Genomic DNA, 15221 nt, shown 5'->3' with positions numbered 1-15221 from the left:
CGGTTGCCATCCACCCGTCCCATAAGAAGGCTGCGTTTCTTAGGGACAAGACGATCGTTCTGCCGGTCATAGGCCGCGAGCTGCCGGTGATAATGGACGAGCAGGTTGACCCAGAGTTCGGGACAGGAATCGTCAAGATCACCCCTGCGCACGACGGTAACGACTTCGAGATGGGCAATCGGCACGGCCTGCCGCGCATCACCGTGATGAACAAGGACGGCACGATGAACCAGAACACGGGAGAGTATGCGGGGCTGGACAGGTTCGAGTGCCGTCGGCAGTTGGTCAAGTATCTGAAGAAGAACGGCCTGCTCGAGAAGATAGAGCCGCACAAGCACATGGTAGGGCACTGCCAGCGGTGTGATACGATCGTGGAGCCATATCTGTCGCAGCAGTGGTTCTTGAAGATGAAGCCACTTGCCGAGCCGGCCATAAAGGCCGTCCGAGACGGCGACGTTCAGTTCATTGCCCCGTCGTGGGCGAATCTTTATTACGACTGGATGGAGAACATCCGAGACTGGTGCATCTCTCGGCAGCTGTGGTGGGGACACAGGATACCGGCGTTCTACTGCCAATCGTGCAACGAGACGATGGTTGCGGAGACCAAGCCGCCAAGCTGCGCCAAGTGCGGCTCCAAAGACGTAGTTCAGGAAGAGGACGTGCTCGACACATGGTTCAGTTCCGCACTCTGGCCGTTTTCGACGCTCGGCTGGCCGGACGACACCCGCGACCTTAGTCGCTACTACCCGACGTCGTGCCTCATCACGGCGTTCGACATCATTTTCTTCTGGGTCGCTCGGATGATCATGATGGGCCTATACAACATGCATGACGTCCCGTTCAACGTCGTCTATTTCAACGGGCTGATCTGTGACGAGAAGGGACAGAAAATGTCCAAGTCAAAGGACAACGTCGTCGATGCGAGAAAACTCATCTCGGACTTCGGAACCGATGCGGTTCGGTTCGCTCTGGCGATACAATCCGTGCCAGGCCGGCAGTTCTTGCCTATCTCGGAGGGCAGAGTGGCTGGCTACCGCAATTTCGTCAACAAGGTCTGGAACGCCTCGCGGTTCATCCTGATGAATCTTTCCGGAGACGATGAGGAAGTAGGCTCGCGCCTCGTCGGAGATGGTGCTGGTCTAACGAGCCTTTCTGACCTCAGCTCGCTAGGTGAGGATAGGCCGCTTTCGCTCGCCGAGAGATGGATAATCAGCAGGCTCACACGCGTCGTTATGGATGTGGCCGAGAACCTCGACCAATACAAGTTCTACGAGGCCAGTGACGTTCTCTACCAGTTTATATGGCACGAGTACTGCGACTGGTTCATCGAGCTCGCCAAGCTCGACCTATATCAGAAGGAAGACCCGGCCAGAAAGGCCCGGTCGCAAAAGCTCCTTTGTGGAACTCTTGACGTCCTGCTGCGGATACTGCACCCGATCATGCCGTTCATAACCGAGGAAGTATGGCAGCATCTCCCGAAGGGCGAGAACTCGCCTGTGAGCATCGCCGTTGCCCAATGGCCTAGGGCAGACCTTCTAACAGCGGATGACCAGGCAGAGCGCTCCATGGCTCTTCTGATGGAGATAATAACAAAGGCCAGGACGATAAAAAGCGAGATGAACGTCTCGCCCTCGGTCTCGGTCCCGCTTGTAGTCTATTCCAGAGACGAGGGTCTCAGGATGCTGCTGGCTGCGCACAGAGATTACGTGGTCTTTTTGGCAAAAACCAACAGGTTCACGGTTACCGGCGAGGAACCTGATCGGAGGCACTGCGCCACGGCTGTGGCCACAAATTGCGAGATATTCGTTCCTCTGGAAGGGATCATTGATTTCGAGAAAGAGCGGGTCCGGCTGCGTCGCGGCCTGGCAAAGGTCGAGAAGAACATCAAGGCCGATGAGTTCAAGGTTCGCAACCGTGAGTTTATGGCCAAGGCGCCTGCGGACGTGATAGAACTGGTCAAGAGTCGCCACAAGGAATCGATGGAGCAAAAATCGAAGCTTGAGCGGGCGTTAGAGTTCGTATCTGACTGATGGATTTCGATTCCAAGCTGGCATGGTGCCAGGCGCTTGTCAACGAGGCGCTCAACCGAGGCAGCCCCCCACGCGGCATGACGAAGCCGGCAACGGTGGAAACGGGAGAGGTCCCGCCGAAGCCTCACACCGCTGCTTATACCGCTGAGGCGTTCCAGCGAGCTGCCCCCACCGACCGACTCAAGCTCGCTATCCAATACGCGCTCATCGGAGGTAAGCGGCTTCGGCCGTGCATCGTGTTCTGCGTCGCAGAGATGCTGGGCCGAAAGGCACGCGAGTTTCTCGACACTGCGTGCGCTGTTGAGTGCATTCATACGAGCTCGCTGATCCTTGACGATCTGCCTTGCATGGACGATTCCAGCACGAGGCGAAAAAAGCTGTCGCTTCACCGCAAGTTCGACGAGCCAACCGCTATTTTGGCTGCTGTGTCGCTTCTTTCGCACGGCTTCGCATATCTATCGGCGAATGTGGCCTCACTCGGGTCTGCCGCCGGCGTGGCAGACCGTGTTTTCACACTCCTCGCCGAGACGGTCGGGCCGACCGGGATGGCCGCAGGACAGGTTACTGAGCTCTCGGCAGACCGTGCCTGGGACTTAAATACGCTGGAATATGTAAACGAGCACAAAACAGGCCAGCTTTTCGCAGCGTCGGCCCAGCTCCCAGCCATTCTCGCTGGCGCCAGCGAACAGGACGTCAACGCTCTTAGCGGCTACGCACACAACCTGGGCCTGGCCTACCAGATCAGTGACGATATCTTGGATGGCCCTGCACGGGTGTATAGCGACCTGGGCGGCGCCGAGCTCGAGAGCGCCGGCATGCCTAGCTCGTTCCTGTCCGATCCTTCACATCTATCCCCAAGGCAGACCATAGCAACGCTGCTGGGTGCGGACGAGGCGGCCAGAATCGCGAGTAAGCACATCACAAAAGGGGTCTCGTTCCTAGACCGATACAAGGCCAGCGCAGAACCTCTGCGTCAGCTCGCAGGCTACGTCATCTCAAGAATTGGCTAGTCGTCCGGGCGCACCCGCGCGTCCAGAACCATTCCCGCCGATGACAGGAGGCCAACCTACGTAACCCACCACTTACAACGGGCCAACCCAATTAGCCCCTACCGCGAGCCTATAACGGGTCCTCGATGCGCCGCTGCCCGGGGCCGGTGTAGCGGGCCTGGTCCGGGACAATGTGGCGCATGGGCTTTTGTGTGGTGATCTCCTCATAGATATGGGCCACAAGGCCGGGGAGTCTCGAGGTGATGAAGAAGGCGTTTGCGAGCGCGGGATTGACGCCCATCTCACAAAGAACGGCAGCTATGGCACCATCCACGTTGATCGCAAGGCGCTTCCCGGACGCCTCGTGCAACGCCCGCTCGATAGCAACCACCATGTCGAGGTGTTGCCCCGACACGCCCTCTTGTTTAGCGATCTCGAACAGCCGTCTCGTCCGGGGATCATCTGTGTGGTATCGGTGCCCGAACCCGGGAAGGCGCCTTCCCGCGTCCCTGTATTCCCTGACAATGTCGCCCGCCGTCTCCTCGAGGCTAGCCCCCGCCGCCCGCATTCGCGAGACCGCGTCGATCAGCAGGTTCATACAGCCCTCGATCGCACCCCCATGGAACCTCGAGATAGCAAGCACCCCCGCCGCGATAGCAGCGTTGAGAGGGTTGCCGGTCGAGGCGACCGTCATGGCGGCGCTCGCCGAGGGGGGGGTAACACCATGATCAACAGACGAGACGAGGATCGCATCCAAGACCCTGGCGTAAGAGGGCTTGGGGAGCTCTCCCATAATCGTAAGGAAGAATGCCTCGGGATATGAGACCCTACCCATAAGGTTATCTATCGGATACCCTCTCAGCAGTATCCGGTTGGGTGCGATATCGGTTATCTTGGTGTCCCAAGTCTTGTCGCTCAATCCTGTCTCCTTTCGTCTTGAAAAGGGCGCTTCTGCCCCAGATTCAGCTGCTACTCCCCAGGACTTCCCGCGTGAAGTGGGGTATGTCGCTGAAGTTCTCGACGACGAGGCAGCCAGCATTTCGCAGCGCCCTAACCTTGCCTTCGTACGTGCCCCGTCCGGCCTCAATTATGGCGCCCGCGTGGGAGAAGCGCATCCCGTGTCGCGCCGCAGCGCCGCCAATGAACGCAATGAGAGGTTTCGTGAACTCCCCAGACGACACGAGCGAGGCGACCTGCTCCTCTTGCGTGGAGCCGATCTCTCCGAACATGACCAGGGCTCGCGTCTCGTCGTCCTGCTCGAACAGTTCGAGCGACTCGGCCAGGTTGATGCCAACGATGGGGTCCCCACCCACGTGCATCACAGTTGTCTGCCCGATCCCGATCTTGTTCAGGTAATACGCGATTGAAGTAGTAATCCCACCGCTTCTCGAAACGACCCCCACGGGTCCACGTTTGAAGTTCTCCCGCACAAACTCTGACCGGCCGCCGATCATCCCAACTAACGCACGCCCGGGGCTCATGACGCCGAGGGTGTTCGGGCCCACGAACCTTGTGCCCCGCTCGGCAGCCAGCTCGGAGATGAACAAGGTGTCGTGGATGGGGACCCGGTCGGGCACAAGGACACAAAGAGGGATGCCAGCATATATCGCCTCAAGCGCTGCGGCCTTGACAAAGGGTCCCGGGACGAAAATCACGCTTATATCGAACTGGCCTTGCTGTTCAACCGCCTCGGCGACGGTGTCATAGACGGCAACACCATAGACGGTCTCACCGGCCTTGCTGGGCGAGGTCCCGGCGAGCACTTGAGTGCCATATTCGAGCATTAGCTTCGTGCGGGCCATGGCCTCGCGGCCAGTTATCCCCTGCACCAGAACTCGTTTCGTCTCGTCAATTAGTATCGACATCTACCCTGTCTGCCAACCTCGAGTGTTATTGGTCCAATCCCTCTATCGGCAGCTCGATCTTGAGCCCTTCGGCACCCCGCAAGTGGCATTCAAGCTCGCACGCCAAACACTCAACGCATCGCCCCGTGGCCGCCTCCTCATCCGGAATGCCGAGCCTCGGGACCCCGTCCGACACCTCGAGAATGCCAGGAGTGCACGCCTTAATACACGGCTTCTCACTGCATCTGAGACACCGCGCGGCGTCAAAACGCACCCAGCCAGTCATCGTCTTGAACGAATAGGCAAACTCGCTCGGGTAGTCGAAATGCCTCACCTGTTTGGCCCTCGCCGGAAGCATCAGCAAAACAGAGAGCCTGTCCGCACAGAACTCCGGCGTGTCGTCCCGACCGTAAGCCTCAAGCGGAGCGGGCCAGTAGTCCGAAAACTGCTTCAGAAGGGCAATAGCAAGCTCCTCAGCGTTGCCGCCAAGACGTATCACGGCCGGCACGGAAAGCCCCTCCTCCGCGAACGCCTTGATGAGCCCCCGCGCGGAGTTGAACTGCTCCTGACTTGCCACGCCCGACCCCGACGCGAAGTAGCCGTCGATGTTCTTTTGCGCGAGAATTATCCGCGCCGCGCGATAGACCTTGGAGGCCGGCGGATTGCCGCTTGTGTCGCAGAAATTCGCCAGCTTGAAGCCTTTTTTCAGCACCGCATCCATCGACATCATCGAGCCACCGCCACCAGCGCCATGAAAGCCGATGACCCCCTCGCCCTTATTAAACTTGTGAAGCATCTGGAAGAAGTAGAAGGTCCCACGATAGTCGTTCGCCTCGATGCGGTATGCGGTCCGCTCAAGGTTGGTGGCCGGCCGGTCGAACTCCCGGGCGATCTCTATTCCAAGCTCAGGGTGTCGAAAGACCGCGTAATCATCGATCGTTATCCTGCAATCTGCGGCCACCACATCACCGCCATCAGTTACCACGAGCGGGTTGATCTCAGCGCTGCTGGCCTCATAGCGACTGGCCGTGGCCCAGAGCAGCCTAATGGCCGGCACTATTCTCTTCTGCTCCTCGCCCCGTATGCCCACACGCCGCACCAGGTCCCGCGCCTCGAAGTCGTAAATGCCCCTTCGCGGGTCGATGTCAATATGAGCGACGGCCTGTGGCCACTTGGAGGCGATCTCCTCGATGCCAGTCCCGCCACGAGTGCTGAATATCACTACCGGCCGCTTCCTGCGATCGTCGATCGTTATGCCTACGAAGAGCTCGCGAGCTATCGAAAGCCTCTCCTCCACGAGCAGCTTCTCGACCGTCTGACCTTTAACCTGATGCCCCAGCATTCTCGCCGCCTTGCGCTCGACCTCGTCCAGCGTCTCGGCGAAATCTATCCCCCCGGCCGAGGCCCGACCGGTCACCCAAACCTGCGATTTGAGCACGACTGGCAAACCAATGCGCTTGGCCGTCTCAACCGCGCCCTCCGGCGTCTCAACAACCTCTCCATTCGGCACAGAGATGCCGGCGTCTGAGATGAGCGCCTTGCCTTGAAACTCAAACAGTCTGGCCAAGAATCCTAACCTCTTGCTAGCGAGACAACCGAATTGAGCGGAGAATATAACAGCTGGATGTGGGCTTCAATCGTTTTCGGATTTCTTGCCGGCGCGGGCAATGGCCCGAGGTTCAGAGAACCACGGTAACGAATCGCTTGCAGAGGCGGTCAACACAATGTAACGTCTGGTCGCCTGATGGCACGGCTAGCACAGAATAGTGGTGATTTTTGCTCATAGTTGGAGGTTTGGCACACAGTATGTCTGATAAGTCATATATGCTCAAGAAGCTGATGGAGCTTGCGGACCTGAGCAAGCACATCAACATGTCAATGGACTTGAGGCACATCGTTGATTATGCGGTTGGGCACCTGCCCAAGATCATGGGGCTCTCAATCACGTCGATATTCCTGCTTGATAACGAGCGCAACGCCCTCTACATGGCCGCGTCCAACGACAACTCGATCGACAGGGAGAAGATGGGGCGGATCAAGTTCCAGCTGGGCGAAGGCCTGATCGGCAAGGTGGGTGCATCACTTGAACCTGTGATAGTGGACGACGTTGAGAAGCACGAGGCGTTTCGTGGTCACTCGGACCCAAAATATGGCGATAAATCGTGCCGCATACTGCCCATGATCTCGGCCGGGAAGCTCGTGGGCGTCATCACGATGACATCCCTTCTCAACAACCCCGAAGAGGCTTACCACGACACAGCTCTGTTGTCGTTATTTGCCGACCACACAGCTATTGCTGTCAGAAACGCTCAGCTGCTAGCGATGGCCAGAGATGAGGCGGACCGCGATGGGCTGACCAAGCTCTATACGCACCGCTATTTCCAGGTTCACCTCGACCGCGAAATGGCCCGGGCGAGGCGCTACCACACGAAGCTTTCGCTCATGCTCATCGACATAGACAACTTCAAGGAGTTCAATGACAATTTCGGGCATATTGTGGGTGACGAGGTCTTGGTGGGCGCTTCGGCGATCATGCTAGCCAACATGAGGATTGGCGTTGATATCCCTTGCCGATACGGCGGAGACGAGTTCGTTGCGATCCTTCCTGAGACCGATTTACAGGCGGCGTTCGATGTGGCTGAGCGTGTGAGGAAGATGATAGAGTTCTTGGAGTTCTCGGCGGGTGAGAAGAGGCTGGTGACGACTCTGAGCATAGGCGTGTGCGAATATGCAAAGCACCTGTCGAAGGTGGAGTTCATCAACCTAACTGACAAGGCGATGTTTGCGAGCAAGGAGATGGGACGCAATCGGACGACAAGCGCTGAGGCGCCGCCAGCCCAGGCGCCTTCAGCCCCCCCTTCTGGCCAGTAGTGGTGCATTGCCCTGGGGCGGCTCCATCCCCAAGTGCGTTGAACTGAAATGAGCAAGAACGGCAGCACGTTAGAAAAGACTATTTGCACCAACCGCAAGGCCAAGCACGACTACGTTCTCGGAGAGCGGATCGAGGCGGGCCTCATGCTTGTCGGCAGCGAGGTCAAGGCACTCCGGGAGGGCAAGGCGAACCTCGTGGACTCTTACGCCCGAGTCAAGGAGGGCGAAGTCTTTCTCTACAACTGCCACATCTCGGAATATGCCCAGGCTTCGCGCCTCAATCACGAGCCGAGGCGCGTCAGGAAGCTCTTGCTGCACAGGCGGGAGATCAAACGTTTGAGGGCGAAGACTGTGGAGACGGGCCGAACGCTGATCCCCACGAGGCTCTATTTCTCCGGCGGCCGGGCGAAGGTCGAGCTTGCGATCGCGACAGGCAAGCGCAAGTACGAGAAGCGTTCTGCGGAGAAGGAGAAAGAGGTAAGACGAGAGCTGCACGACCGCTATGGTTTCTGAGTGCATTGGCTAATCTCACCATGTTTGCTATCTTCTAGCCAATGTTTTTGGGTTACACTCCATGATGAATCCTGGAAAGGAAGGGTCTGACTGATGATCAAGGTTGCGTGCCTTGCTGCTTACGTTGTTGCCATCCTATACATCGGCTATACGTCAATGAAGCGCACCAAGACGTTCGGGGGCTTCTTTCTCGCCAATCGATCAGTTGGACCTTGGCTGACTGCATTCACCTACGGGACTGCATATTTCAGCGCGGTGCTGATAATTGGGTTTGCGGGCAAGGTCGGCTGGGGCTTTGGAATGGCAGCGCTTTGGATAGCGCTGGGCAACACAGTTATCGGGACGTTCCTCGTCTGGAAGCTGCTTGGCAAGAGGATCATGCTCGTCAGCCGGAAGATGGACCTGCACACGATGCCCGAATACCTGCACTGGCGATACGACTCGAAGTTTTTGAAGGCTTATTCCGCGATATGTATCTTCGTGTTCCTGATTCCGTATTCAGCGTCTGTTTATATGGGCCTAAGCTATCTGTTCCAGATCAACTTCAACATGCCTTACGAATACGTTTTGCTTGGCATGGCCGTTTTGACGGCGATCTATCTCACCATGGGTGGCTACAAGGCGGTAACACTTGTGGACATATTTCAGGGCACAGTCATGATTGCTGGCATCCTGATAATGATCGGGATGTTCACACAAAGAGCTGGAGGCTTCTCGAGCATCTTGGCCAAGCTCAACTCGATCAACCCGGATTTAACGTCGGTCTGGGGCCCCCCGGGCTGGCTCTCCATCATGGCTCTGGTGTTTCTGACCTCAGTCGCGCCCCTCGCAATGCCGCAGCTTGTCCAGAAGTTCTACGGGATTAAGGACGAAAGGTCGGTGAAGATAGGCACGACCGTGGCCACCCTCTTCGCCCTCGTCGTAACGTTCGGCGCATACTACTCCGGCGCGCTGACGAGAGTGTTCATCTCGGAAAGCAAGTATCCGGCGCTCTTTACGAATGGGAAGGTCGCCGTTGATAAACTCCTACCCGTGATGATACGCGACTTCGTCCCAGAACTGCTCGCCATTGTCATTCTGCTTCTCGTGTTTGCCGCCTCGATGTCCACGCTGGCTGCGCTCGTCCTCGTCTCGAGCTCGTCAATCGTGAAGGACCTTTACCAGGGCTTTTTCAGGAAGGATACCAGCGAGAAAAAGCTCGTGCTCTTGATGCGAGTTGCGTGCCTTGTGGCCATTCTGCTCTCCGTGCTCGTGGCGCTCGCGAGGCCTGTGGTAATCGTTACCATGCTGGCGATATCGTGGGGTGCTGTCGCAGCGGTTTTCCTTGCACCGTTTGTCTATGGCCTTCTGTGGAAGAGAGCAACCAAACTGAGCGCAATGATAAGCTCCTTTGCAGGACTTGGGACGACGCTCATCTGGTATGCTCTCAGCGAGTCGACGAAGCAGGTGCCAACGATCGCCTCCGCGGGCATGATCGTTTCGCTGTTGGTTCTGCCCATAGTGGTTTGGATTGAGTCAAGTCTGCGAAGGAAACCTGCCGCTTCCTAGCGGCGAATCGGACTCATGAGTCGGCTCTATCTAGGCATTGATGCTGGCTCCATAACCGTCAAGGCCGTCGCGATTGACGAGGCGCACAACGTTCTCGCGCATTCGTATCTTCGCAGCCGCGGCGATCCCATTGCGACAGTTCTGGCCTCGCTTCGGCAAGTTGGCGAGCAGCTTCCAGACAAAGCTGACGTTGTCGGCGTCGGGGCAACGGGAAGCGGGAGGGACCTTGCGGCGGCTCTTGTCGGTGCGGATGTCATCAAGAACGAGATCACAGCCCATGCCACTGCAACGCTCGAGGCTGTTCCCGAGGCACGGACGATCATCGAGATCGGCGGGCAAGAATCGAAGCTGATCGTCCTCGAAAAGGGGCTCGTTACGGATTTTCGGCTGAACACGATTTGCGCTGCGGGGACCGGCTCTTTTCTGGACCACCAAGCGGAGAGAATGGGCATTGCCGTGTCGGAGCTCGGGAGGCTCGCCGCCCAGGCGACGTCTCGCGCCCGGATTTCAGGCCGCTGCACGGTCTTCGCGGAGACCGATATGATATCGAAGCAGCAGATGGGCTACGGCAGGGAGGAGATATGCGCTGGCCTGTGCGATGCGCTGGCCACAAGCTATTTGAGCAACGTGGCAAGAGGCATCCAACTGTGCCCGCCGATCGTGTTTCTGGGCGGAGTTGCGGCCAATGCTGGCATGCGCCGCGCATTTGGGGAGCGCCTCGGCTGTGCTGTCATCGTCCCCGAGCATTTCGCACTGATGGGCGCGATCGGCGTTGCGATGTTGACCCAACGGCTGAGGAACTGGGACAGCTCACGTTTCAAGGGGTTCAATCCCAGCGCCTCGGTGAGACGAGGTGAGACGTTCATCTGCGACGGGTGTGAGAACCACTGCGAGATCGTGAAGCTCGTGGCCGAAGGAAAGCTAGTGGCTTACGTGGGGAGCCGCTGCGGCAAGTGGGCTCTATGGACGGAGGGTGCGGAGAAGGCTAAGTTCTCCAGCTGATGGGCTCAACCAATTGCCTAGCCAACCAGATTTGTCACCTTCTCTAAGCATTGCTTCTCAGCGAGCGGGTCTTGGAAATCAGTGGTTATGAGTAGCCAGCCAGAAGTGTCGCACAGAATATCGTCAAAGTGGTTCGAGACCTCGTGCAGCTCGTCAAGGATATCCTCGTCGTATTGCTCCTGGCGAACGTAAACCGTCAAGTATTGGTCCTCAATCTCCGGGTCTTGATACAGCTCTAACGCGACTTGAGATGGTTTGGGAAAGCGATCAAGCACTGCCTTGCAGATCGGCTGAACCAGATCGATCATGTCGGGATGATGAAACAGATAGGACTTAACCTTGGGGAAGTTGGGTATGCAAAGGCCCGTGGGCGACATCTCCGCGAATAGTGTCTCGAGCCGCGACTCGGCGGCGTGCGCTCGAGGAGACTTGGCCTTCGCAATAACAGCTGGACTGTCCCATTTCATATCCATCACACGTTCCGAATCTGGCGCTTCAGGACAGACGCCCTCGCGGTTACCGACGGGATGGGCTGGCATTGTTTGGCCTTTTGTCAGCCTGACAACCGCTACCCGTCCCTCTGGACCTCATCGACGATGGCGATTATCGCCGCGTCCACGGGCATATTCTTGCTCTGTCTGGCCATGCGTGCTGATGAGCCTTGCACAACTATGACGGTCTCGCCAGAGCCCGCCCCGACAGTATCCCTCGCTATCAACAGGCCGCCCCTGGGCTTCCCGTCAGGCTCGACTGGCTGAACGACTAGGAGCTTCGAGCCGACGAGCTTTTCGTCCTTCCGGGTAGCCACGACGTTGCCAACTACCTTCGCCAAGATCATCCAATTCCCTCCCGACTTATACTCAACAAGGATGCAGCCTACGCGGCCTCACCGTCAAGCTGAAAGCACCTGCTCGTAAACGCCAACCGTCTCGAGGGCACATCTTGCCCAACTGAATCGCTCGCAGCGCCTCTCGCCGGCCTCAACTAGCCTCTTGACCAGGGCAGGCGAGGTGAGGATGCGATGCATCGACTCGGCCATCTCCTCAACGTTCAGGGGGTCGAACAGCACTGCCGCGTCGCCCACCACCTCCGGTATCGAGCCAGCCCTCGACGCGGCGATCGGCGTCTGGCAAGCCATCGCGGTAACGAGTGGTAGTCCGAACCCCTCGTATAGCGACGGCATGATGAACATGCTTGCGTCCTGCATTAGACTGATGACAACAGCATCCGGCAGAAACCCTGTGAACACGACATCATCCTCGACGCCGCTCTTGGCAAGACTACGTCGCATGTCGGCTGTCAGCCAGCCCTTACGGCCCACGATCACGAGCTTGCATCGGCTGTTGAACCTTGTGTGAAGCACCGAAAATGCTGCCAAAAGCGTCTTTAGGTTTTTTCTCGGCTCCATCGTGCCAATGAACAGAATGTACGGCTCACTCCAGCCGAGCAGCTGTTTGAGCTGGAGAGCTCTCACTTCCCTCTTAAGGCCGCGCGCCTCGAGACCGCCCTCCGAGACCGCCACAACGCTTTTGGGCTCGAGCGAGAGATGCTTGACGAGGTCCGTTCTGACCGCCTCCGAGACCGCTATGACGCGATCAGCGAGGCGAGCTGACAGCTTGGTCGCCTTGCCGAGATAAAGCCGACGTAGGCCAGTGATGGTCTCGGGGAACAGCTCGAACGTGAGGTCGTGCACGGTAACGATGCTCTTGGTGCGAAGGTGAAGCGGCGCGACGAAGGCAAGCGAGTGGAGCAGGTCAACCCTGGCCTTTGCGAGAAGACGGGGTAGAATCAGCTGTTCGAAGAGGAGCCGCGCAGCCAGGCTGGCCGCCCGGACGAACTTGAGCTGAACGTTGGGCATCCTAGCAAGTTCCTGGCTGAGTGGGTTCGCCCGGAATGAAGCTGGCAGGATTATGAGATAGCGCAGTCGGGGCTGAACAGACGGCACGTACTTGATGATCTTTTGGCTATAGTAGCCAGTTCCGCTCCGGTTCGAGACTTGAAGGGCATTAAGTGCGATCACGGTCATTGGTCGCTTTTGCATTCAGGCCAGCCCGGATAAGTTACGACCCGAGCATTGTGCCCTCGGATACTGCTCTTGCCCGCCCTGACCGACCAATTGCCGACGACATGGCCTCCAACCAGCGGCTCTTAGCGTCGGGATGTTCTATGTCCGCTCGCCGCTAGTAGCCAGTTCGTTTTTGCTGGGACATGTATTTGTTTTCCCAATCGTATGTCATGGGAATCCCCAACCAGCTGCCCTGTGTGGTATAGGTAATCGCTACATGGTTGATACCGCCCTCACTACGGCAAGCTATCCCGTCCGTCTGCAAGGCCAGTCCCTGATTCTCCCAGCCAGTCGCTTTTGTCTGTATCTCGGACACCAGCGAACCGAAGTCCAGGTTCCGGTCCATGAGCGTCTCATCATTGCATATTTGGGCTGTTTCGTGACTGAAGAGAAGCATAATCATAAGCGGTTTAGCTACGGCATACGCAGAATAAAGGACAAAAATGAGAATTACAATCCAAACGATCTTGCGAACTGTGGCCTTTTCCCGGTATTTCTGCGACTGTGGAACTCCATACGGTCTCATGATCATTACCTCCTAGGTCTTCTCATGCCATATTGACTCCTTAACGCACGATCATCTATCCCGCCTGTGCTGTCCACCACCCCTGCTCCGATCGGGGGGACGCCCCCCCCTGTCGTTGCTTCCATCGCGGCGCCGGCGGTTGTCGTATGATGGTCTGCGAGCTTCGGCTGGTTTTCGGGTCTCCTGTGGAAGCTCGTCCTTAGGAACGACGTCTCCAGGTTGCCGGCCAAACGCCGCTTTCCTGCTGAGGCGCAGGCGCCCCCTCTCGTCGGAAGGCAAGACGATTACCTGAACCTCGTCGCCCTCCTTCATGATGTCCCGAACCTCGCCAACGCGCTCGTCTGCCATCTGAGAGATATGCAGTAATCCCTCAACGCCCGGAAGTATCTCCACGAAGGCACCATAAGCCTCTACTCGCTTGACCTTGCCAACATAGACCTTGCCCTCCTCGGCCTCCGCAGTCAATTCCTCGATCATCTTCAGCGCCTTTGCCGAAGCCTCCTCACTAGTCGAGGCGATCCTCACCTCTCCCGAATCATCAACGTCGATCTTGACGCCCGTCTCCTCTACTATTGACCTGATTACCTTCCCGCCCGGGCCAATCACGTCCCTGATCTTATCCTTGTTAATCATTATCGAGATGATTCTGGGCGCATAGGGCGAGAGGTCCTTCCTCGGCTCCGGGATCGCCTCCAGCATATTGTCGAGAATATAAAGCCGGCCACGTTTAGCTTGCTCGAGGGCGTCTCGGAGAATATCCGTGTCAATTGAGCCAGCTTTAACGTCAAGCTGAAGAGCAGTTACGCCATCTCTCGTCCCAGTTACCTTGAAGTCCATATCGCCGAGATGGTCCTCAACGCCGAGGATATCGGACAGCACACAATGCCTGTCGCCATCGGTGATGAGGCCCATCGCAATCCCGCTAACGACGTCTTTGGTCGGGACACCAGCGTCCATCAAGGCGAGCATCCCGGCGCAGACAGTAGCCATTGAACTGGAGCCATTGGATTCCAGTATCTCGGAGACAACTCGCAGTGTGTAAGGAAACTCCGTTTCATCAGGTATGACCGGGCTAATCGCCTTAAGCGCAAGAGCACCATGGCCAACCTCACGCCTCCCAGGCCCCCTCAGAAATGAGGCCTCACCCACGCTAAACGGCGGGAAATTGTAATGAAGCAAAAATCGATTGTAACTCTCACCCTCCAGCGCGTCGATCTTCTGCTCGTCCACCGATGTCCCCAGCGTCAAGACCGCAAGTGCCTGCGTCTCACCCCTGGTGAAGACTGCCGACCCATGAGTCCTTGGCAGGAGCCCAACCTCGCAAGTAATGGGCCGAATCTCATCCGGCTGCCGACCGTCAACCCGAACACCCTCGTCGAGGACCATTCTCCGAACGAACTTCTTTTCGAGCTGCCCGAAGGCGTCCCGAACGAGGAACTTCGTCTGGTCATCCTCTTCCTCATACTTGACTAGAAGAGTGTCGCGAAGCTCCTTCACCGCCGCCTCTCGCTCCAGCTTGGGCTTAATCCTGATTCGCCTGTCAAGCTCTTCGGCGACCGCGCCCTCGACCTCGGCCTGTAGCTCGTCTGGAATCTGATAGATACTGTCGTCGAACTCGCGCTTGGGCTTGCCAACCGCCTCCTGAAGCTGAAGCTGGCACTCAATAATCGCATTGATCGGCTCCCGAGCCAGTTCAAGCGCATCAACGAGAATCGACTCGTTCTGCCCCGAGGCAGCGGCCTCAACCATTACGATCGCATCTTTGGTCCCTACGCAGACCAGATTGAGCTCGCTCTCGTCCATCTCCGGAATGCTCGGATTGATGAGCAATTT

14 protein-coding genes are annotated in these 15221 nt (G+C 57.6%); 6 read left to right on the top strand and 8 right to left on the bottom strand.

The features are described from left to right. Both VM163_09440 and VM163_09435 read left to right on the top strand, forming a co-directional pair. Positions 1-2030: valine--tRNA ligase (locus VM163_09440; protein HUT04099.1), on the top strand; the 2030-nt coding region annotated here is incomplete at its 5' end. After that, positions 2030-3040: a polyprenyl synthetase family protein gene (locus VM163_09435; GenBank protein HUT04098.1), complete on the top strand. Its 1011-nt coding sequence runs from the start codon at positions 2030-2032 to the stop codon at positions 3038-3040. The genes VM163_09440 and VM163_09435, both read left to right, overlap by 1 nt. Before the next feature lie 109 nt (positions 3041-3149). Here the strand turns inward: VM163_09435 and VM163_09430 are convergent, their stop codons facing one another. Genes VM163_09430 through VM163_09420 form a run of 3 tightly spaced genes read right to left on the bottom strand, consistent with a single transcriptional unit; the run spans position 3150 to position 6430 of the window. After that, the gene (locus VM163_09430; GenBank protein HUT04097.1) at positions 3150-3938 is read right to left on the bottom strand and encodes a citryl-CoA lyase; all 789 of its coding nucleotides are present in this window, start codon (positions 3936-3938) and stop codon (positions 3150-3152) included. A 43-nt stretch (positions 3939-3981) separates the two neighbouring features. Beyond that, the gene (locus VM163_09425; GenBank protein HUT04096.1) at positions 3982-4884 is read right to left on the bottom strand and encodes a succinate--CoA ligase subunit alpha; all 903 of its coding nucleotides are present in this window, start codon (positions 4882-4884) and stop codon (positions 3982-3984) included. A 25-nt stretch (positions 4885-4909) separates the two neighbouring features. Beyond that, complete coding sequence (locus tag VM163_09420) at positions 4910-6430, bottom strand: ATP-grasp domain-containing protein (protein ID HUT04095.1); 1521 nt, start codon at positions 6428-6430, stop codon at positions 4910-4912. Positions 6431-6669: 239 nt separating this feature from the next. On the opposite strand from VM163_09420, the gene VM163_09415 reads away from it, so the two are divergent. From VM163_09415 to VM163_09400, 4 genes are all read left to right on the top strand, one after another. Beyond that, positions 6670-7734: a sensor domain-containing diguanylate cyclase gene (locus VM163_09415; GenBank protein ID HUT04094.1), complete on the top strand. Its 1065-nt coding sequence runs from the start codon at positions 6670-6672 to the stop codon at positions 7732-7734. Positions 7735-7782: 48 nt separating this feature from the next. Further along, entirely contained in the window at positions 7783-8247 is a 465-nt protein-coding gene (gene smpB, locus VM163_09410; protein ID HUT04093.1) for an SsrA-binding protein SmpB, read from the top strand. Positions 8248-8340: 93 nt separating this feature from the next. Further along, positions 8341-9795, top strand: a complete 1455-nt coding sequence (locus VM163_09405) for a sodium/solute symporter (protein ID HUT04092.1) — start codon at positions 8341-8343, stop codon at positions 9793-9795. A gap of 15 nt (positions 9796-9810) precedes the next feature. Beyond that, positions 9811-10797: an acyl-CoA dehydratase activase gene (locus VM163_09400; GenBank protein ID HUT04091.1), complete on the top strand. Its 987-nt coding sequence runs from the start codon at positions 9811-9813 to the stop codon at positions 10795-10797. Between the two features lie 17 nt (positions 10798-10814). Here the strand turns inward: VM163_09400 and VM163_09395 are convergent, their stop codons facing one another. From VM163_09395 to pnp, 5 genes are all read right to left on the bottom strand, one after another. After that, entirely contained in the window at positions 10815-11336 is a 522-nt protein-coding gene (locus tag VM163_09395; protein ID HUT04090.1) for a hypothetical protein, read from the bottom strand. Positions 11337-11365: 29 nt separating this feature from the next. Further along, positions 11366-11635 carry a EutN/CcmL family microcompartment protein gene (locus VM163_09390; protein HUT04089.1) on the bottom strand — a complete coding sequence of 90 codons (270 nt, stop codon included), beginning with the start codon at positions 11633-11635 and terminating at the stop codon, positions 11366-11368. Between the two features lie 54 nt (positions 11636-11689). Further along, on the bottom strand, positions 11690-12838 hold the full coding sequence (locus VM163_09385; GenBank protein ID HUT04088.1) for a glycosyltransferase family 1 protein: 1149 nt from the start codon (positions 12836-12838) through the stop codon (positions 11690-11692). A gap of 139 nt (positions 12839-12977) precedes the next feature. Further along, the gene (locus VM163_09380; GenBank protein HUT04087.1) at positions 12978-13388 is read right to left on the bottom strand and encodes a hypothetical protein; all 411 of its coding nucleotides are present in this window, start codon (positions 13386-13388) and stop codon (positions 12978-12980) included. Positions 13389-13439: 51 nt separating this feature from the next. Beyond that, a partial coding sequence (pnp, locus tag VM163_09375; protein ID HUT04086.1) for a polyribonucleotide nucleotidyltransferase occupies positions 13440-15221 on the bottom strand: 1782 nt, incomplete at its 5' end.

It is taken from the genome of bacterium, from assembly GCA_035527515.1.
GTDB lineage: Bacteria > B130-G9 > B130-G9 > B130-G9 > B130-G9 > B130-G9.
Note: the sequence above shows the minus strand (reverse complement) of the source record. Positions and strands in the feature narration are given on the sequence as shown.